The following is a 17,649-nucleotide window of genomic DNA, read 5'->3' as shown; positions in this document are numbered from 1 at the left end:
AGTACTAGAGTAAAGGCATGACGGCCGACCTGACGCCCGCCGAGCTGACGTTGCTCGGTCTGCTCATCGAGAAGCCGAGACACGGCTATGAACTGGACGAGGTCATCAGCGCGCGCGGTATGCGCGAGTGGACCGAGATCGGCTTCAGCTCGATCTACTACCTGCTGGCGCGGCTTCGCGACCGCGGCCTGATCACCGAGGTCCACGGGCCGCGGCCGGCGCGGGGGAAGGCTCGCCGGGTGTACCGGGCCACGGCCGAGGGGCGGCGGGCGTGTGCGCGGGCGACCGAGGCGGTGGTCGCCGAACTCCGACCGGTGTTCCCGCCCCTCCTGGTCGGCCTGGCCAACCAGCCGATCCTCGCGCCCGACCGGTTCCGGGCGGCGCTCGACCGGCGGGCCGCGGCTCTCACGGAGAGGATCGCCGCCATCAACGCCGTCCGCGACGCCCAACCCGGGATCCCCGGTTACGTCCGCGCCATCTTCGACCACTCGCTGGGCCAACTGGCCGCCGAACGGCAATGGCTGGCCGCCTACCGGGCGGAACTGGAGGAACTCGGCGACCAGTCCCACCAGGAAGGCGATGGCCATGACCCGGTATGACGTCAAACGGGAACTCAAGCAGTGCTACGCGCCGAAGAACGGCGACTGGACGCTGGTCGACGTGCCCGCACAGCGGTTCATCGCCGTGGACGGCCGTGGCGATCCCAACACCGGCGCCGACTACGCTCGCGCCGTCCAGGCGCTCTACGCCGTCGCGTACACGATCAAGTTCACCAGCAAACGCACCCTCGGCCGGGACTTCGTCGTCGGGCCGCTCGAAGGGCTGTGGTGGTCCGAGCGCCCGGAGGTCTTCACCACCCGTGACAAGGACGCCTGGCAATGGCGCATGCTCATCAGCCAGCCGGACTGGATCACCACGGACCTCATCGACGAGGCGAAACGGGCGGCGCTGGAGAAGAAGGGCCTCTCCACGATCGCCGACGTCCGCCACGAGACCCTGCACGAGGGCCTGAGCGCCCAGCTCCTGCACAGAGGACCGTACGACGATGAGGGGCCCGTCCTCGCCAGGCTCCATCACGAGTACCTCGCCGCCAACGACCTGCGGATGCGCGGACACCACCACGAGATCTACCTCGGCGACCCCCGCCGGACCGCACCCGAAAAGCTCAGGACCGTCCTCCGGCAACCCGTCGAGAGGGTGAACCGGCCAGTGTGACGTCCGCCCGGCGAGACGCGGCGTGCTCAGCATCGGCAGGAGAAAAGCCGCCAGCGGTCGCCGGGCGGCCGAAGACGTAGACTCACGAGGGATCAGGGGCTTCTCGATGCGGCGGCCGAGTCCGTGTTCCCCTGGTTTATCGATATCCGGTCCTTCAGGGGCCAGACGGGTCCGGCGCCATGACGCCGCTACACCACTCCACCCGAGCGCCCGCTCATCCCAGCGCCCGATCGACCGCGAATTGATCTCCCGGGACGTGGGTGAACGGGCTCGGTTCCGGCTGGAGAAGGAGGGGTGACATGACCGGCGATGACCGGCCATCGAGCGTGTGGGGGCCGCCGGGCGCGTCCCGGGACCCGGAGAAGGGACGGCGGCTGGACGCGTCGTTCGAGCTGATGAGGGCCGTCTTGGACGGGACGGACCTGCACGGCGTGCTGACGCTCGTGGCACGGCACGCTCAGGCCATGGCGCGCGTGCCGCTGGCGTTCATCGCGCTGCCCGACGAGAACGGCGTGACCTTGCGGGTCGAGGTGGCCGTCGGCGCGGACAGCGACCGGATACTCGGCCTGACGGTCCGGCGCGGCCGGTCGATGCTCGGACGGGCGTTCAGCTCGCACCGGGCCCTGTCCGCGCGGATCGTCGCCGACCAGACGCTCAGCGCCCTGCCGGCCGGTCCGATCCTGATCCTGCCGCTGGAGACGGGCGAGGCGACACGGGGTGTGCTCGCCGTCCTCGGGAGGCCGGGCACGCAGCCGTTCAGCCCGTCGGCCGCCCACCAGATGTTCCTGTTCGCCGGCATGTCGGCCCGGCTGGTCGAGCTCGCCGAGGAACGTCGCGCGAACGCCCCGCCCGGCCGCGCCACCGACGACGCACCGGTCGTCAGCGCCCCTCCGCGGCCCCGGCGGAGGTGACGCCGCGGATTTTCCTCCATCGGCTGAGACATTCAGCACATGGTGGGCGCGGCCTCAGAGCTTGAAGAGCTTCGCGTACGGCGCGGGAATCCTGACGTTCTGCGTGCCGAAGTCGACCAGGAGGGCGCCTCCGGGCTCGACTTCCACGACGCGTCCGAGCCCGTATTTGTCGTGAGTGACCCGGTCTTCGAGCGCGAACTCCTTGAGGGGCGGGGCGGTGGGCGGAGGCTTGAAGGGGCTGGTGGGAAGGTGTCGCCGCCTGGCTGGTCCGGAGGGTCTCATGACCGAAGTATGCGCCCCATCAGGTGATGCGGCAGCCTCCGCCCGGCATGTGACACGGAATTCACCGGCACGCGGCCCCGGCGATACCGAGAATTTCCATCGGCATCCTGAATACAGTGGTAGGCTGCGAGGAGTTGCGGTTCCCATAGACATGTTCGTGCGCCTGTTGGATCTGACCTCAGGCGCATTTTTGTTGTTCTGGATCTTCCGGATGGGCCATCGCGGCGTCCTCGGCGGCGCAAGGTGCGCGGCCGAGTACGAGCAGAGGAGGCGACCATGGCCACCGGCACGGTGAAATGGTTCAACTCGGAAAAGGGCTTCGGCTTCATCGAGCAGGACGGCGGCGGCGCCGACGTCTTCGCCCACTACAGCAACATCGCGACCCAGGGCTTCCGTGAGCTCCAGGAGGGCCAGAAGGTGACGTTCGACGTCACCCAGGGCCAGAAGGGCCCGCAGGCGGAGAACATCGTCCCCGCCTGATCCCTGGCATCGGTCCGCACGGCGGGCGTCCCCTTCGGGGGCGCCCGCCGTTCGCGTTGCCCGAACGTCGCGGACCCGGCTATCGCCAGGTCATGAGTGGTCGATCAGGCCCCAGGAGCGGGCGGTGGGGACGTCGATCGGGGCTCCGGTCAGGGCGAGGTGCAAGGTTCGCCAGCGGCCGATGCGGCGGGGGATGCTGACCGTTCCGCCCGCGCCCGGGATCAGGCCCATGGACACCTCCGGGAGGCGGAACGTGCTGCCGGGGCGGGCGGTGACCGTGCCGGCGAACGCGGGGAGCTCGATGCCGGCGCCGACGCATGGGCCGTGCAGATGGGCCTGTGTGCGTTCGGCGAGCCGGTGGAGCAGCCGCCCGGCGCCTCCGCGCGTCCGGACGAGATGGGCGGTGACCAGGTCGGGTGCGGTGCCGAACTCGTCGAGGTCGCCGCCGGAGCAGAACGCGGGGCCAGTGGCGTCCAGGACGACCTGGTCGATGCCTTGGTCGAGGAGCGCGATCCGTAGGGCGTCGACCAGTGCGTCGCGGAGTTGGCGTCCGTAGGCGTTGCGGCGCTCGGGCCGGTTGAGGGTGATGCGCAGGGTTCCGGGGTCGTCGCGGGCGACCAGCACCGGGTCCTTGACCATGGGCGGCAGGGGACGCGGTGCGCGTTCGCCGAGCCAGCGTGCGAACTCGGGGCCGCCGAGCAGGGTGGAGTAGGCGTAGGACTCGACGTCCAGTGCGGCGGGGACGGGCATCGTCTCGGTGGTGCGAAGGACGTCGCGCAGCACCAGTGACGCCAGCGGGTTGCGCGTCACCGCCTGGTGCAGTCCAGCGAGTGCCGCTTCGGGGTCGTCCACGGTGACGGCTTCCCGCCCCGCGTCGGTTCCTGGAGGGGCGAGGGTGAGGTCGAGTGCCCGTACAAGCTCGGTGGCCGGGTCGCCGCCGGGTAGCAGACCGATCAGCAGGCGTTCGCTGGCACGTGCCCGCCGTACCGCTGAACGCAGGGTGGCGGTGTCGCCGTCGTCCAGAGCGACGGCCATCAGCGGGGTGTCCACGGTCCCGTCGCCGTCCAGCAACCCTGCGTCGGCGGCGCCGTCGGCGAGCTCCTTCAGGGAGAGGCGCGGCGGTCCCTCCATCGCTCACCTCGCATTACGGGCCCAGGGGGCGGATGCCGGGAAGTGTATCTTCGGCCCATGCCGACACCGCAGGCGGACGCGGAGGCGTGGGCGGCTTCCGGCGTGATGGCGTTGACCGGGCGCCCGGACGGTCCGCCGCTGGTGCCGCCGGGGAGCGGCGCCGCCACCGCGCGGGCGCTGGCCGGGCGCTTCTTCGACCACACCCGCCGGACGGGACGTGCGGTGCAGGTGGACGGGCCCCGGCTGCTGTCCGAGCGCGCCGCCCTGCTGGGCCTGCGGCGGCGCGGCGACGTGTCGGCGGGCGGGGCGTGCAGGCTGCTGCCCACGGCGGACGGGTGGGCGGCGGTCACGTGCGCGCGTCCCGACGATCCCGCGCTGCTGGGCGCGCTGGCCGAGACGGAGGTCGGGGACGACCCGTGGCCGGTCCTCGGCGGGTGGCTCCGCGAGCACACCGGGGCCGACCTCACCGAACGCGCACGCCTGCTGGGGGTGGCGGCCGGTCCGGTGGTACGGCGGCGTCCCATGGCACTTCCCGAACCACTGGAGCCACGCCCGCTGGACGGGGCGCTGGTGGTCGATTTCAGCGCGTTGTGGGCCGGGCCGCTGTGCGCGCACCTGCTGGGGCTGGCCGGGGCACGGGTGGTGAAGGTGGAGACCCCGTCCCGCCCGGACGGTGCGCGGTACGGCGATCCCGGCTTCTACCGGCTGCTGCACGCGGGGCACCGGTCGGTCGTCCTCGATCCCGCTGCCCCGGCCGGGCGGCGGGCGCTGTCCGCCCTGGTGGACGCGGCCGACATCGTCATCGAGGCGTCCCGTCCGCGAGCGCTCGCCGGGTTCGGCCTGGACGCGGAGGCGGCCGTCGCCTCCGGCGCCACCTGGGTGTCGATCACCGCCTACGGGCGCGGCGACGACGGGATCGGCTTCGGCGACGACGTCGCGGCCGGTGCCGGTCTGGTCTGCCGCGAGGAGGACGGGACGCCGCTGTTCTGCGGGGACGCGCTGGCCGACCCGCTGACCGGGCTCGCCGCCGCCGTGCTGGCCTCCACCGCTCCGCCGGGCGGGGGCGGCGTGCTGTGGGACGTGGCGATGGCCGATGTCGTGGCCGCCACCCTCGGTGGCGGTGATCCGGCCGTCCCGTCGCCCGCCGCCGTCCGGGACGGGGACGGCTGGGCCGTCGTCACCCCGGACGGGCCACCGGTGCCCGTCGCCGTCCCGGCCGCCCGCCGGGCCGCCGGACATGCGGCGGCGATGGGCGAGAACACCGATGAGGTGCTGCGCGAGCTGGGGATCCCGGTCCCGTGAAGGAGGCGGGCCTGCTGCTGCGCGACGCCGAACTCGACGGCGCCGGGCGCGCCGACGTCCGCGTCACCGGAGACGGGGTCACCGAGATCGGCCACCGCCTGCCGCGCCGGCCCGGCGAGCAGGTCGTGGAGTGCCGGGGCGGCGCCCTGCTCCCCGGGCTGTGCGACCATCACCTGCACCTGCACGCCCTCGCGGCCCGCCGCCGGTCCGTTCCCTGCGGGCCGCCGCAGGTCACCGACCACGCCGGGCTGGCGGCCGCGTTAAGGGACGCGGCGCCCGACGAGCACGGCTGGATCCGCGGCACCGGCTATGTCGAGAGCGTCGCCGGTGACCTGGGCGCCGCCGACCTCGACCGGCTCCAGCCGCACCGCCCCGTCCGCGTCCAGCACCGCAGCGGCGCCCTGTGGATGCTCAACAGCCGCGCCGTGGCGGCCGCCGGGCTCGCCACGGCCACCCACCCTGGCATCGAACGCGATCCGCGCGGCGACCCCACCGGACGGCTGTGGCGGGCCGACGACTGGCTGCGCACCCGCCTGCCGCCGTCCCGTCCGCTGCCGCTCGACGAGGTGGCGAGGGAACTGACCGGGTTCGGCATCACCGCCGTCACCGACGCGACCCCCGACCTCGACCCCGCCGCGTTGGACGCGTTCGACCGTGCCGTGGCGGGCGGGGCGCTCCCCCAGCGTCTCCACCTGCTGGGCGTGCCGCTCGGCGCCACCGCCACCGGGCCCCGCGTCAGCACCGGCCCGTACAAGATCGTGATCGCCGACTCCTCCCTGCCCGGACTCGACGATCTCAGCGACCGCATCCGCGCCGCACACGGCAAGGGCCGTCCCATCGCCGCGCACTGCGTCACCCGTGAGGCGCTGCTGCTCCTGCTGGCCGCGCTCGACCAGGCGGGACCGGCCTTCAAGGGCGACCGCGTCGAGCACGCCGCCCTCGTCCCGTCCGAGACGATCGGGGACATCGCCCGGCGCGGCCTGCGCGTGGTCACCCAGCCCGGCTTCATCGCCGACCGGGGCGACGACTATCTGCGCGACATCCCCGCCGAAGACCACCGCGACCTCTACCGGTACGGGTCGCTGCGCGCGGCCGGGGTGCCGGTCGGTCTTTCCAGCGACGCCCCGTACGGACCGCTGGACCCCTGGCAGGTGATGTCCGCGGCCGTCCACCGCCGCGCTCGCTCGGGGACCACCGCCGGACCCGCCGAACGCGTCACCGCGCTCACCGCCCTGCACGCCTACCTCACCCCGCCCGAAGACCCGGGAGGTCGCATCAGGAAGGTCGCAATCGGCGCCCCCGCCGACCTGGTGTTGCTGCACACACCACTTGCCGAGGCCCTCCGGCGCCCCAGCGTTTCGCTCGTGCGAACGGTGCTGATCGAAGGCCGCCCCGTCAGCCCCACACCACCTCGGACAGGCTGATCCCCAGGAACACCGCGCCCAGCCCGGCGACGATACTGGCCAGGACGTTCGCGGCGGCGAAGAAGCGCGCCCCGGTCTCGGTGAGCCGCAGCGTCTCGTACGAGAACGTGGAGTAGGTGGTCAGGGCGCCGCACAGCCCGGTGCCGAGCAGCAGTTGCACCGAGTGCGGGGCGGCGCCGTGGAGGGCCGCGCCGGTCAGCGTCCCCAGGATCAGGCAGCCGGTGACGTTGACCGTGAAGGTGCCCCAGGGGAAGACGGTGCCGTGGCGGGCCTGCACCGCCCTGTCGGTCAGGTAGCGCAGCGGTGCCCCGACGAGGGCACCGGCGATCACCAGGAGCCAGTTCACCGCGGGTCCTCGCGTCTCGTCCCGGCGATCAGGCGGCGGGTCAGGGCCGCCGTGCACCACACCGCGCCCAGTGCGGCCAGGACGGTGGCGGCCAGGTAGGCGAGCCCGGTGCCCGCATGGCCGTCCCGGACGAGGCGGGCGATGTCGGCGGCATAGGTGGAGAAGGTGGTGAAGCCGCCCAGCACACCGGTGCCCAGGAACGGGCGGACCAGCCTGTGCGCGGTCCACACCTCGCTGACCAGCACCATGAGCACGCCGATCAGCGCACAGCCGACCGCGTTGACGGCCAGCGTCGTCCATGGGAAGGCGTCCGCGGCGGTGGGCCACAGCAGCCCGGCGCCGTAGCGGGCGGTGGCGCCCAGAGCGCCTCCGGCCGCGACCACGGCGATCACCGGTGCCTGCTCGCGGGCCGTCTCGCGCCGCTGGGCGGGCACCGACAGGTCCACATCGGGATCGATGGGCTCGCCGGCATGCCGGTCGGGAATGGTCATCGATGCGGGCTCCCACTCGCGCGGCGCCCCGGTGCGCCCGCGGACCTGCGCAGATGATCAGGATAGCCGGTGGCCCACGGTCGAGCCGGGTCGGCGTGTGAGACGCTCTGAGTGATGACGAACTATGCCCGCATGTATCGGTTCGGTGTCACGCCGTGGGAGCGTTATGGAAAGGCGGCCGGGGGCAGCATCGCCGCCTTGCTGGACAGGGAGGAGAACGAGCGTTCCCATCCGCTCGGCCGGGCGCTCGACCTCGGCTGCGGGCGTGGCCAGTTCACGCCCGAGCTCGCGCGCAGGGGCTGGGACGCGGTGGGCATCGACTACGTGCCCGCCGCGATCGAAGCCGCCAGGCAACGGGGACCGGAGGGGGTCACGTATGTCGTGGGCGACGTGACCGACCTGCCGTCGGCGGGACTGGGGACGTTCGGCTTCTTCCTCGACATCGGCTGTTTCCAGGGACTCGGCGCCGAGCGGCGACGAGCCGAGGGGCAGGGGGTCACCGCGCTGGCCGATCCCGGCTCGACGTTGCTGATGCTCGCCTTCGGCCCCACCTGGCTGCGTTCCCTGATCGGCGGGGTGTCCGAAGCGGAGGTCGAGGCCGCGTTCCCGGAGTGGGAGCTGATCGACGTCCAGGCCGCGGAGACCGCGGGGCTGGGCCGGCCCATGAACAGGACCTCGCCCCAGTGGTACCGGCTGCGGCTACGCGGCTGACCTCGACGGGTCGGCGGTCACGGTACGGGCGAAGGCTCCGATCTCGGCGATGGCGGTCAAGCCCTCGCGGGTGATGTCGGCGAAGATCTGGAAGACGTGGACCTGGCCTTCCCAGAGCTGGAGGGTGCAGGGGACGTCCGCGGCTCCCAGGCGTTCGGCCATCAGCTCGGCGTCGGCGCGGAGCACCTCGATCGAGCCGGCCTGGATCAGGGTCGGCGGGAGGCCGGTCAGGTCGGCGTGCACGGGGCACAGCCACGGGTCGGCCAGGTCGGCGTCCGGGAAGCAGATACGGACCATGTCCCGGATGCGCCGGGCCGGGATGTACGGGTCGAGCGCGGCGTTCGCGTGCGCGATCTTGGGCGCGGTGTCCAGGTCGGTGAGGGGCGACAGGGCGGCGATTCCGGCGGGACGGGGCAGGCCGTCGCGGATCGCGTGCAGGGGCGCCATGAAGGCGAGGTAGCCGCCGGCCGAGTCGCCGGCCACGACGATGTCGCCGGGCTTGTGGCCCTCGTCCAGCAGCCACCGGTACGCGTCGGCGCAGTCGCCGATGGTGGTGCCGATGGCGACGCGCGGCGGCATGCGGTAGGCGACCGACAGGACCGGCATGCCCGCCGCCTGCGAGATCCGGGCGATCATCCGGCGGTGGGTGCGCAGGCCGCAGGCGACGAACCCGCCGCCGTGGAAGTACAGGATCGCCTTGCCCGAGCCGCCGGTGACGCCGGGGCCGCGGACCCATTCGGCGGCGCAGCCGAGGCCGTTCACCGTGCCGACCGTGGTGCCGCGCGGCGGGACCAGCAGGACGGCGCCCAGTTCGATCAGCGGGGCGAGGCGGAGCGTGAACGGGGTCCACGGAAGCAAGGCGATCAGCGGCCTCAGCGACCGGCGCAGCAGCCGGGCCGCCAGCCGGGCCACGGGCCCGCATCCCGCGCGTTCCTCCACGGTCGGTGTGATCGGCATGCTCACCCTCCCGCCCGCGACCATACCAAGTAAGTGTTTGGTTGCAAGGGGCGGGTGTGGGGACGCGGAATACGGGAAGCACCTCCCGGTCGCACCGGCCGGAGTCAGGGAGGCGGGTTCTCCACCGTGACGTTCATACGCATGGCCCGTTGGAAGTGCCGGATGGGCAGGGACCCGGAGGCCCTGCGCCTATGGGAGGAGCGGGTGCTCGACGTCTGGCGCGCCCAACCCGGGCTGCTGCACGTCCATCTCCTCGCGCGGGACGGATCCGACGAGCGCATGACGCTGTCCGTCTGGGAGTCGGAGGCGGCGTGTGCCGCGTTCGTCCAAAGTGCAGCGCTGCACGAGATCGCCTCGGCCTACGAGCAGGTCTACACGGCGGACGGGCGTCCCATGTCGAGCGGTTGGACCGTGCTGACGGACGACTGGCCGGTGACCGCACCGGTGCGTTAGGCACCGGAGGCCGTGCCCATCGGGCCTATCGGGTGGCGGAGGCCAGTTTGGCGCCCAGCGCCACAAAGGAACCCGCGAAGAACCTGCGCATCCAGGTGAGCACCCGCGGACGTGAGATGACGTGCGTGCGCAGGGCGGCGGCCACGGCGCCGTAGGCCGCGAAGACGACGAACGTGAGCAGCATGAAGACGGCGCTCAGCTCCAGCATCCGCAGCAGCGAGCCCTCCTCGCCGGGGTCGACGAACTGCGGCAGGAAGGCGAAGAAGAACATCGTCAGCTTGGGGTTGAGGATGTTGATCAGAATGCCCCTGACCACCATCCGGGTCGCCGCCGTGCGGGGCGCGGCCTCCCCCTCCACGACGATCGGGTCCTTGTCCTTGAGCGTGGCCCACGCCATGTAGAGCAGGTACGCGACACCGAGGTACTTCAGCACCTGGAACGCCGTCGCGCTGGCGTGCATCAGCGCCGCGACGCCGCTGATCGTCGCCGCCATGTGCGGGACGATGCCGAGCGTGCAGCCGGTCGCCGCGACCACGCCGGCGCGGCGCCCCTGGGTGAGCCCCGCCGAGAGCGTGTAGATCACGCCGGTGCCGGGGGTCACCACCACGATGAGCGAAGTGATCAAGAATGCTGCGTCCACCCCGCCGATCCTGCCGAGCCCATGGCCCGGTGGACAGGTCCAATCGGCATGCGATCGACTGGTCCAATGCGCGGCCCCGGGGGTCAGCCGCGGCGGCGGGCCTCGCCCACTTCGCGGAGCGCGTCGCGGACGGCGGTGAGGGACGTCCAGCCGAGGCCGTCCGCGCGGATCACGGTCAGGACGCGGCGGCGGAGCAGGCCGTCCTCGACGTCCCGTACGGCGACCCGCGGATCCCGTCCGGCGTCGGCCAGGTCGGGCAGCAGCGTGACCGCCTGCCCGGCCGCGACCAGCGCCAGCAGCACCAGCAGGTCGGTGGAGCGATGCCGGATGTCGGGCGCGTACCCGCCGAGCAGCCCGCACACCTGGGTGACCATGCGCTCGTGCCCCGTCCCGCTCGGGCCCGCGGCCCATGGCTCCCCGGCCAGGTCCGCCACCGCGACGGCGGGCCGGTCCGCCAGCGGATGCCCGGCCGGGAGCACCAGCCGGACGCGCTCGTCGTGCAGTTCCTCGAAGGACAGGCCCCGCGGCGGCCCTCCGGCCCGCGCGCGGTCGCCTTCTACGCCGCCGCCGACGCCGACGCCGCGCAGGTCGTACTCGTCGCACAGGGCGAGGTCGGTCGCGCGGGTGACGAGCGCCTCCACCGCCCGTTCCGGCTCCGCCCACTCGACCTCCGTGCGCAGCGCCGGATGCCGGTCGGCGAGCAGGGCCAGCGCGGGCGACACGATGTTGATCAGGGCGGTCTGGAACGCGGAGACGCGGACGGTCCCGGCGACCTCCCCGGTCACCGCGACCATCTCCGCCTCCGCGCGCTCCATCTGCGCGAGCAGGATCTCGGCGTGCCGGACGAGGGCGTGCGCCGCGCCGGTCAGCCGCAGCCGCCGTCCCGAGCGCTCGAACAGCACCACACCGGCCTCCCGCTGCAGCTCGCCGAGCTGCCTGGACACGGTGGACGGGCTGTAGGAGAGCGCGTCGGCGACCGCGGCCACCGTTCCCCGGTGGTGCAGTTCGCGCAGCAGGCGGAGCCGTCCCAGATCCAGCATCGTTCGAAGAATCGCACGGATCATCGCCCGGAAACAGCGATGGACCGGGCGCTTTCACCGGGCGGACGATGAGCGTGACGACTCGGAGGTTCACCGTGGACGCACGCAGGCAGCTCTTGATCCGGTACGGCGGCGACTTCGTCCCGGACGTCATCGCGCGGGCTTCGGGAAGCCGGCTGGAGACCGTCGAGGGGACCACCGTCCTCGACTTCACCGCCGGGCAGATCTGCGCCACGATCGGGCACAACCACCCGGCGATCGGCGCGGCGGTCCGCGCGGCCCTGGACCGGGTCGTCCACCTCAACTCCTGGATGCTGTCCGAGCCCGTGCTCGCGCTCGCGCAGCGCCTCGACCGCCTCCTCCCGTTCGACCGGTTCATGGCGCTGAGCACGGGAGGGGAGGCGAACGAGGCCGCGCTGCGCATGGCCAAGCTCGCCACCGGCGGGTTCGAGGTGGGCGCGCTCACCCGGAGCTGGCACGGCATGACGGCGGGTAGCCAGATGGTGACCTTCGCCGCCGGACGCCGCGGCCACGGGCCGACACCGCCCGGCGTGTTCGCGCTGCCCGCCCCGTACGCCTACCGCTGCCCGATCCGGCACTGCGCCGGCACCTGCGACCGGACCTGCCTTGAGGCCGGGTTCGACCTGTTCGACCAGCAGTCCGTCGGCGCGCCCGCCGCGGTGATCGCCGAGCCGGTGCTGTCGGCGGGCGGCGTGATCGTGCCGCCGCCCGGCTACTTCACCCGGCTGCTGGAGCTGTGCCACGAGCGCGGCATGATGCTGGTCCTGGACGAGGCGCAGACCGGCTTCGGGCGGCTGGGCACGATGTTCGGCATGGACGCCTACGGTGTCGTGCCCGACTTCCTCACCGTGTCCAAGACGCTCGGCGGCGGGCTGCCCATCAGCGCCGTCGCCACCACCGGCGCGATCGAGCAGGCCGCGCACGACCGCGGGTTCATGTACGTGACCTCGCACGTGTCCGATCCGCTTCCCGCCGCCGCCGCGCTGGCCGTCCTGGACGTCGTCGAACGCGAGGACCTGTCGGCCAGGGCCCGCGAGCGCGGCCGGTACCTGCACGAGCGGCTGACCGACCTCCAGGACCGCCACGAGCAGATCGGCGATGTCCGGGGCATGGGCCTGATGTGGGGCGTGGAACTCGTCCACGACCGCACCACCAGGCGGCCCGCCGGGGCGCTGGGCACCGCCCTGACCGACGAGTGCCAGCGCTGCGGCCTGTCGATCAACCTGGTCCGCGGCCAGGCCGACGAGCTGACCTCGTGCCTGCGCATCGCCCCGCCCCTCACCGTCACCGACGACGAGATCGACCAGGCCGTCGACATCCTGGACGCCTCGCTCACCAAGGTCGCGGCCTCGTCCCTTGAGGACTGACGCCCTCGGAGGGCCCGCGCCACGGCCGTTCAGCTGGCGGCGAGGACCCCGGTGGCGACCAGGGAGAGCACGGCGGCGCCCAGGATCAGGCGGTAGACGATGAACACGCTGTAGGTGTGCTTGGCGATGAACTTCAGCAGCCAGGCGACCGCCACGTAGGCCACGATGAAGCTCACCAGCGTGGCCGTGAGCGTGGCGGGCCAGCCGACACCGCGGGAGATGGCGTCGTACTCGTCCACGACCTGGAGGGCGCCCGCGGCGGCCAGCGCGGGAACCGACAGGAAGAACGACAGCTTGGTGACCGTGACCCGGTCGAGCCCGCGCACCAGGCCGGCGGACATGGTCGCGCCCGAACGGGACACGCCGGGCACCAGCGCCAGGCACTGCACGGTCCCGATGATCAGGGTGTCCTTCCAGTTCACGGACTTCTCGTCGCGCGCCTGGGTGGCGGTCCTGTCGGCGAAGTACATCGCGCCGCTCCACAGGATCAGCGCGGACCCGACGAACCACAGGCTGCGCAGCGTCGTCTCGATCTGGTCCTTGAACAGCAGCCCGACGACGCCGATCGGCACCGCGCCGATGATCACCGCCCATCCCTGGCGGTAGTCGAGATCGTCCCGGTACTCGCGGCGGGCCAGGCCGCGGAACCAGCCGGTGATCAGCCGCCGGAAGTCGTTGCGGAAGTAGATGAGGGTCGCCAGAACGGCACCGACCTGGATGATGGCGGTGAACGCGGTGATGTCCGGATCGTCAGGCGAATAGCCGAGCACGCTCTCCAGGATCGTCAGGTGCCCGGTGCTGGAGATGGGGAGAAACTCGGTCAGCCCCTCCACGGCGCCGAGGAAAACCGCTTCCAGGATGTTCAAGTGACCCTCGTGTTCGCTCGTCGATGTGTGCATGACGCCCGCCCAGGGCAGGCGGAAACCGCGTCCGGCGAAGTTCTGCGCGGTCAACGCCCCGGACCGAGGAACCTCTTCGGCGCCGCAGAAACACTACTGGCCATCCTCAGAGGGCGCATATCCATCCAATGGGACCGGCCACACCCTACTTCGGTTCGGCCCGGCGGGGACCTGGATCGGCCACGTGGGCGGGATGTCCCCGGCGATGGCCGTCGGCCGTCCCTCCCGGGCGGCCGCGAGGCGGTGGCAGGGGCCCCGGCGGGTGGGGGCCGCGCATCCGCCGTACCGGATCGTTACCTCGGCACCCCCTGCAGGAGTCGAACCTGCGGCCTCCCGGTCCGGAACCGGGCGCTCTGTCCCCTGAGCTAAGAGGGTCCGGCACTCGTGGCGCGGCGGGGATTCGAGCCCCGATCGTCCGGCTTATGAGACCGGCATGTTCCCGTTACAACACCGCGCATCGAGCAGCGCAGACGGGATTCGAACCCGCATACGCCCTGCTTGAAAGGCAGGTGACTCTACCGTTCGTCCACTGCGCCCTGATTTTTCGTTCTGTGTCCATTGAAGGGCACATCGCCCCTTCGGGCAACGCATTTTCCCGGGAGCCGGAGCGCGAAGGCGGTCCGCCCGGTCCAGGGCGGGGAGGTCCGGCCGGGGCGCCGCCGTACGCACCGCGGAGGAGCGGCCGACGGGCCGGTGACGTCCGGGAAGTCCGCGAACCGGCCCGCGGGGTGGGGCGCCGCACGGGGCCGGCATGACCCGGCGATTCCCGAATTTTGCATTCCGGTGGTATTGCGCGCGACTCGGCGGCGGCGCCCTGAAAGGCGCCTCTCACCGCATGGTTGTATGGGGATATGGCCTCAGTTCAGGACGCGGTGGGCGAGACGACACAGCGGCCAATTCCGGCGCTCACCGTTATCGACGCCGAGGGGTATGTGATCGGGTGGACGCAGGGCGCCGAAGAACTCCTCGGTTACGCGCCCGAGGAGATCCTCGGGCGTCCCGGCGCCGAGCTGCTCATGCCCGACGAGCTCAGGGGGCGGATCTGGGACTGGAGCGGAGGCACCGGCGACGCGGAGTACCGGACCGGCCTCTTCGAGCTCCGCCGCCGGGACGGCGGGCGGATGCTGGCGCGCGTCGAGATCTCCCGGCTCGCCACCGTGGACGGGACGGCGTCCTGGATCGTGTCCACGACCCCCGCGGAGGCGGGCGTCACGTCCATGTCGGTGCTGAGGCCCCTGCTGTCCCTCGCCCCGATCATCGTGGCCGTCTGGGACCGCGACCTGCGCTGCGCCTGGATGAACGACGGCGCGCGGCGCGTCCGGGACATCCTCCCGGGCTTCGCGATCGGCCGCGGGCTGAGGGAGGTCGAGCCGGGCCGCGACACGCCGGCCATCGTGCAGCTGGCCGAGGAGGTGCTCGAACGCGGAACCCCCGTGATCGACTGCGAATCGTTCTGGCCCGGCTCCGGAGACGGCGGGGACGGGGGACGCTCCCTGTCGGTCTCCCTGTTCCGCGTCGAAGGTGTGGACAGGCGCCCCCTGGGCGTGTGCCTGCTGGCCATCGACATCACGCACAGCAAGGCGCGCCACCGCCTGGCGCTGCTCCGCGAGGCCAGCGTCAAGGTCGGGACGACGCTCGACGTCAGGCGGACCGCGCAGGAGCTGGCGGACCTGGCGGTGCCGGTCCTGGCGGACTACGTCACGGTCGACCTCGCCGAGTCGATCCTGCCGGAGGTCGAACCCCTGGACCGGCTGCCGCCCTCGGGGATGCGGATCCCCGCGTTCTACCGGGCGGGCATGGCCTCCATCCACGAAGGGATCCCCGAGGCCCTCTGGAGGCGAGGGGAACCCGTCTACGTCCCGCCGTCGTCGCCCTTCACCGCCGCCCTGCACTCGGGCCGCCCGCACTTCGAGCCCGAGATGAACACCTCGCCCGGCACCTGGCTGGACAGGGACCCGGACCGCGCCAGGCTCATCCGCGAGACCGGCATGCACTCGCTGATCGTCGTCCCGCTCAAGGCCCGCGGCGAGATCCTGGGCGTGACCGTGCTGGTCCGCACCGAGACCCAGGCGCCGTTCAGCAGGGACGACCTCCTGCTCGCGGAGGAGCTCGCCGCGACCGCCGCGCTGAGCCTGGACAACGCGCGCCGCTACACCCGCGAGCGCAACGCTGCGCTCCTGCTGCAACGCCATCTCCTGCCGAGCCGCGTCTCCGGGGGCGACGCCCTGGAGGTCTCCTCGCTGTACCGGCCGTCCGGTTCGCGGCGCACCGCCTCGGGCGACTGGTTCGACGTCATCTCCCTGACCCGCTCCAGGATCGCGCTGGTCGTCGGCGAGGTCACCGGCCAGGGCCTCACCGCCGCCGCGAGCATGGGACGCCTGCGCACCGCCATCCGCACCCTCACCGACCTGGACCTGCCGCCGCACGAGCTGCTGACCCGCCTGGACGACGTGTACGCCCGCGAGGCGAAGGAGAACGGCGCCGCCGGCTCGCCCGAGGGCATCATGGAGGGCACCGTCCTGTACGCGATCTACGACCCGTTCCTGCGGCGCTGCACCATGGCCTCGGCGGGGCATCCCCCGCCCGCGATCGTCGACCCGTCCGGCCGGGTCGTCTTCCCGGAACTCCCCGCCGGACCCCCCATCGGGATGGGGCTGGGCTCGCACGAGTCCATCCACCACGACGTCAGCGGCGGAACGTTGCTGGCCCTCTACACCGACGGCCTGATCGGGGGCCGCGACTCCGATCCCGGCACCGGCATGGAACGCCTGGGCGCGGCCTTGGCCCAGGCGTCGGGCCCCTTGGACAGCCTGTGCAGCACCCTGATCGACACGATGGTGCACGACGGCACCACGGACGACGTGACGGTCCTCCTCGTCCGCACCCTCTGAAGCGCGGGCGGTCACGGCCCGGCCGCCGCCTCAGCGCTTACGTATGGTGCACACCATCGCGTTCTTCGAATGACCGCCGCCGGAGGCCGGCGGCGGGTTGGGGGTTCCCTTGGAGATCAGTGTCGTCGTGGCCTCGCGGCCCAACGTCCCGCCGGACGAGGAGCTGCGCACCGCCGCCGTCGCCGACCGGCTCGGTTACCACGAGCTGTGGGTCGGTGAGGGGTTCGTCTGGGACGGGTTCGCGCTGGCCACCGCCGCCGGGCTGGCCACGGAGCGGATCCCGGTGACGGTCGGCCCGATCCCCGTCTCGGTCCGCGACCCGGCGACGATCGCGCGGGCGGCGGCGTCCACGGCGGCCCTCGTCCGGCGCCCGGTGGGCGTCGCGCTGGGGACGTCGAGCGTCCGGGTCGTCGAGCGCATGCACGGGCGGTCGCGCCGCCACGCGGTGTCCACGATGGCCGAGACCGCGCGGGCGCTGCGTTCCCTGTTCAGCGGGTCCGAGCCCGGCCTCACGGGCGAGCGGGTGGCCGCGCACGGGTACCGGCTGCCGCTGGAGCCGCCCGGCGGGCCGATCACGGTGGCGGCCTTCGGCGAGCGCGCCATCGCGGTCGCCGCCGAGCACTCCGACCGCATGGTGCTGGACCTGGTCACGCCCCAGGCCGCCGGCGAGTACCGGGCGAGGCTGGACGCGGCGGCGCGGAAGGCGGGACGGCCGCGGCCCCGGCTCGCCGCCTGGCTCCCCGCCGCGATCGACCCGGACGCCGGCGCGCTGGACCAGGTCGCCCACAGCCTGGCGGGCTACCTCACCGTCGCCGGGTACGGGGAGATGCTGGCCGCCGCCGGGCTCGATGAGGCCGTGCGGCTGGCCCAGGGCGGCGCGGACCGCACGGAGGTGATCGCCGCGCTGAAGGCGGCGGCCACAGGCCACATCGGGCTGGTCGGCGCGGCCGGCACGGTCGGCGACCGGCTGGCCGCCTACGCCGACGCCGGGCTGGACGAGGCCGTGCTCGTCCCGGCCACCAGCGGCGATCCCGGCGGGGAGCGCACGCTGACGGCCGTGGCACGGACGGCGGGACTCGCTCCCTGAC

At 72.7% G+C, this 17,649-nt stretch carries 19 protein-coding genes and 3 tRNA genes; 11 read left to right on the top strand and 11 right to left on the bottom strand.

Translation table 11 applies throughout. The annotated features are described in order from the left end of the window. Window positions 1-17 precede the first annotated feature (17 nt). From ACGWYJ_RS02815 to ACGWYJ_RS02805, 3 genes are all read left to right on the top strand, one after another. Window positions 18-599: a PadR family transcriptional regulator gene (locus ACGWYJ_RS02815; RefSeq protein ID WP_395103907.1), complete on the top strand. Its 582-nt coding sequence runs from the start codon at window positions 18-20 to the stop codon at window positions 597-599. Then, on the top strand, window positions 586-1,215 hold the full coding sequence (locus ACGWYJ_RS02810; RefSeq protein ID WP_395103906.1) for a GyrI-like domain-containing protein: 630 nt from the start codon (window positions 586-588) through the stop codon (window positions 1,213-1,215). The genes ACGWYJ_RS02815 and ACGWYJ_RS02810 overlap by 14 nt, the downstream gene beginning before the upstream one ends. A 299-nt stretch (window positions 1,216-1,514) precedes the next feature. Further along, window positions 1,515-2,126 (top strand): GAF domain-containing protein, encoded by a 612-nt coding sequence (locus ACGWYJ_RS02805; protein ID WP_395103905.1) that lies wholly within the window; start codon window positions 1,515-1,517, stop codon window positions 2,124-2,126. Between the two features lie 54 nt (window positions 2,127-2,180). Here ACGWYJ_RS02805 and ACGWYJ_RS02800 read toward each other — a convergent pair whose 3' ends face one another. Next, window positions 2,181-2,408 (bottom strand): hypothetical protein, encoded by a 228-nt coding sequence (locus ACGWYJ_RS02800; RefSeq protein ID WP_395103904.1) that lies wholly within the window; start codon window positions 2,406-2,408, stop codon window positions 2,181-2,183. Window positions 2,409-2,684: 276 nt separating this feature from the next. On the opposite strand from ACGWYJ_RS02800, the gene ACGWYJ_RS02795 reads away from it, so the two are divergent. Continuing rightward, window positions 2,685-2,888 carry a cold-shock protein gene (locus ACGWYJ_RS02795; protein ID WP_009715709.1) on the top strand — a complete coding sequence of 68 codons (204 nt, stop codon included), beginning with the start codon at window positions 2,685-2,687 and terminating at the stop codon, window positions 2,886-2,888. Window positions 2,889-2,978: 90 nt separating this feature from the next. Here ACGWYJ_RS02795 and ACGWYJ_RS02790 read toward each other — a convergent pair whose 3' ends face one another. Then, a complete protein-coding gene (locus tag ACGWYJ_RS02790) occupies window positions 2,979-4,019 on the bottom strand; it encodes an enoyl-CoA hydratase/isomerase family protein (RefSeq protein ID WP_395103903.1) in 1,041 nt (346 codons plus the stop codon). Between the two features lie 57 nt (window positions 4,020-4,076). Here ACGWYJ_RS02790 and ACGWYJ_RS02785 point away from each other — a divergent pair, with 57 nt between their 5' ends. Both ACGWYJ_RS02785 and ACGWYJ_RS02780 read left to right on the top strand, forming a co-directional pair. Beyond that, on the top strand, window positions 4,077-5,321 hold the full coding sequence (locus ACGWYJ_RS02785; RefSeq protein ID WP_395103902.1) for a CoA transferase: 1,245 nt from the start codon (window positions 4,077-4,079) through the stop codon (window positions 5,319-5,321). Then, window positions 5,318-6,745, top strand: a complete 1,428-nt coding sequence (locus ACGWYJ_RS02780; RefSeq protein WP_395103900.1) for an amidohydrolase family protein — start codon at window positions 5,318-5,320, stop codon at window positions 6,743-6,745. Before ACGWYJ_RS02785 ends, ACGWYJ_RS02780 begins: the two co-directional genes overlap by 4 nt. Here ACGWYJ_RS02780 and crcB (ACGWYJ_RS02775) read toward each other — a convergent pair. Then, window positions 6,717-7,091, bottom strand: coding sequence for a fluoride efflux transporter CrcB (gene crcB, locus ACGWYJ_RS02775; RefSeq protein ID WP_395103899.1), 375 nt, complete (start codon window positions 7,089-7,091; stop codon window positions 6,717-6,719). The two genes, ACGWYJ_RS02780 and crcB (ACGWYJ_RS02775), sit on opposite strands and share 29 nt — an antisense overlap. Then, entirely contained in the window at window positions 7,088-7,582 is a 495-nt protein-coding gene (gene crcB / locus ACGWYJ_RS02770; protein ID WP_395103898.1) for a fluoride efflux transporter CrcB, read from the bottom strand. Before crcB (ACGWYJ_RS02770) ends, crcB (ACGWYJ_RS02775) begins: the two co-directional genes overlap by 4 nt. A 114-nt stretch (window positions 7,583-7,696) precedes the next feature. On the opposite strand from crcB (ACGWYJ_RS02770), the gene ACGWYJ_RS02765 reads away from it, so the two are divergent. Beyond that, window positions 7,697-8,293, top strand: a complete 597-nt coding sequence (locus ACGWYJ_RS02765; RefSeq protein WP_395103896.1) for a methyltransferase domain-containing protein — start codon at window positions 7,697-7,699, stop codon at window positions 8,291-8,293. On the opposite strand, the gene ACGWYJ_RS02760 is transcribed toward ACGWYJ_RS02765, so the two are convergent. Next, window positions 8,282-9,250: an alpha/beta hydrolase gene (locus tag ACGWYJ_RS02760; RefSeq protein ID WP_395103895.1), complete on the bottom strand. Its 969-nt coding sequence runs from the start codon at window positions 9,248-9,250 to the stop codon at window positions 8,282-8,284. The genes ACGWYJ_RS02765 and ACGWYJ_RS02760 overlap by 12 nt on opposite strands. A gap of 141 nt (window positions 9,251-9,391) precedes the next feature. On the opposite strand from ACGWYJ_RS02760, the gene ACGWYJ_RS02755 reads away from it, so the two are divergent. Further along, the gene (locus ACGWYJ_RS02755; protein WP_395103894.1) at window positions 9,392-9,703 is read left to right on the top strand and encodes an antibiotic biosynthesis monooxygenase; all 312 of its coding nucleotides are present in this window, start codon (window positions 9,392-9,394) and stop codon (window positions 9,701-9,703) included. Window positions 9,704-9,728: 25 nt separating this feature from the next. On the opposite strand, the gene ACGWYJ_RS02750 is transcribed toward ACGWYJ_RS02755, so the two are convergent. Further along, on the bottom strand, window positions 9,729-10,343 hold the full coding sequence (locus tag ACGWYJ_RS02750; RefSeq protein ID WP_395103893.1) for a LysE family translocator: 615 nt from the start codon (window positions 10,341-10,343) through the stop codon (window positions 9,729-9,731). A gap of 83 nt (window positions 10,344-10,426) precedes the next feature. After that, entirely contained in the window at window positions 10,427-11,383 is a 957-nt protein-coding gene (locus tag ACGWYJ_RS02745; RefSeq protein WP_395103892.1) for a LysR family transcriptional regulator, read from the bottom strand. A gap of 74 nt (window positions 11,384-11,457) precedes the next feature. Between ACGWYJ_RS02745 and ACGWYJ_RS02740 the strand changes: the two genes are divergently transcribed. Next, window positions 11,458-12,771: an aspartate aminotransferase family protein gene (locus tag ACGWYJ_RS02740; protein WP_395103890.1), complete on the top strand. Its 1,314-nt coding sequence runs from the start codon at window positions 11,458-11,460 to the stop codon at window positions 12,769-12,771. A gap of 29 nt (window positions 12,772-12,800) precedes the next feature. Here ACGWYJ_RS02740 and ACGWYJ_RS02735 read toward each other — a convergent pair whose 3' ends face one another. The 4 genes from ACGWYJ_RS02735 to ACGWYJ_RS02720 form a co-directional block, all read right to left on the bottom strand. Continuing rightward, entirely contained in the window at window positions 12,801-13,637 is an 837-nt protein-coding gene (locus ACGWYJ_RS02735) for an undecaprenyl-diphosphate phosphatase (protein WP_395103889.1), read from the bottom strand. A gap of 335 nt (window positions 13,638-13,972) precedes the next feature. Further along, a tRNA-Arg gene (locus ACGWYJ_RS02730) sits at window positions 13,973-14,045 on the bottom strand. A 10-nt stretch (window positions 14,046-14,055) separates the two neighbouring features. Then, window positions 14,056-14,126, bottom strand: a tRNA-Met gene (locus ACGWYJ_RS02725). A gap of 6 nt (window positions 14,127-14,132) precedes the next feature. After that, window positions 14,133-14,206 (bottom strand) — tRNA-Glu (locus ACGWYJ_RS02720). A 315-nt stretch (window positions 14,207-14,521) separates the two neighbouring features. On the opposite strand from ACGWYJ_RS02720, the gene ACGWYJ_RS02715 reads away from it, so the two are divergent. Together ACGWYJ_RS02715 and ACGWYJ_RS02710 are read left to right on the top strand one after the other, a co-directional pair. After that, on the top strand, window positions 14,522-16,561 hold the full coding sequence (locus ACGWYJ_RS02715) for a SpoIIE family protein phosphatase (RefSeq protein WP_395103887.1): 2,040 nt from the start codon (window positions 14,522-14,524) through the stop codon (window positions 16,559-16,561). Window positions 16,562-16,670: 109 nt separating this feature from the next. After that, window positions 16,671-17,648, top strand: coding sequence for an LLM class F420-dependent oxidoreductase (locus ACGWYJ_RS02710; RefSeq protein WP_395103886.1), 978 nt, complete (start codon window positions 16,671-16,673; stop codon window positions 17,646-17,648). Window position 17,649: the final 1 nt, after the last annotated feature.

Origin of the sequence: Actinomadura sp. SCN-SB, assembly GCF_043906805.1 — a bacterium.
GTDB lineage: Bacteria > Actinomycetota > Actinomycetes > Streptosporangiales > Streptosporangiaceae > Spirillospora.
Note: the sequence above shows the minus strand (reverse complement) of the source record. Positions and strands in the feature narration are given on the sequence as shown.

Bases quoted from the DNA above. Each gene is read 5' to 3' on its own strand.
- ACGWYJ_RS02815 (WP_395103907.1), top strand. From the start codon at position 18: ATGACGGCCGACCTGACGCCCGCCGAGCTGACGTTGCTCGGTCTGCTC.
- ACGWYJ_RS02810 (WP_395103906.1), top strand. From the start codon at position 586: ATGACCCGGTATGACGTCAAACGGGAACTCAAGCAGTGCTACGCGCCG.
- ACGWYJ_RS02805 (WP_395103905.1), top strand. From the start codon at position 1,515: ATGACCGGCGATGACCGGCCATCGAGCGTGTGGGGGCCGCCGGGCGCG.
- ACGWYJ_RS02800 (WP_395103904.1), bottom strand. From the start codon at position 2,408: ATGAGACCCTCCGGACCAGCCAGGCGGCGACACCTTCCCACCAGCCCC.
- ACGWYJ_RS02795 (WP_009715709.1), top strand. From the start codon at position 2,685: ATGGCCACCGGCACGGTGAAATGGTTCAACTCGGAAAAGGGCTTCGGC.
- ACGWYJ_RS02790 (WP_395103903.1), bottom strand. From the start codon at position 4,019: ATGGAGGGACCGCCGCGCCTCTCCCTGAAGGAGCTCGCCGACGGCGCC.
- ACGWYJ_RS02785 (WP_395103902.1), top strand. From the start codon at position 4,077: ATGCCGACACCGCAGGCGGACGCGGAGGCGTGGGCGGCTTCCGGCGTG.
- crcB (WP_395103898.1), bottom strand. From the start codon at position 7,582: ATGACCATTCCCGACCGGCATGCCGGCGAGCCCATCGATCCCGATGTG.
- ACGWYJ_RS02765 (WP_395103896.1), top strand. From the start codon at position 7,697: ATGACGAACTATGCCCGCATGTATCGGTTCGGTGTCACGCCGTGGGAG.
- ACGWYJ_RS02760 (WP_395103895.1), bottom strand. From the start codon at position 9,250: ATGCCGATCACACCGACCGTGGAGGAACGCGCGGGATGCGGGCCCGTG.
- ACGWYJ_RS02755 (WP_395103894.1), top strand. From the start codon at position 9,392: ATGGCCCGTTGGAAGTGCCGGATGGGCAGGGACCCGGAGGCCCTGCGC.
- ACGWYJ_RS02745 (WP_395103892.1), bottom strand. From the start codon at position 11,383: ATGCTGGATCTGGGACGGCTCCGCCTGCTGCGCGAACTGCACCACCGG.
- ACGWYJ_RS02715 (WP_395103887.1), top strand. From the start codon at position 14,522: ATGGCCTCAGTTCAGGACGCGGTGGGCGAGACGACACAGCGGCCAATT.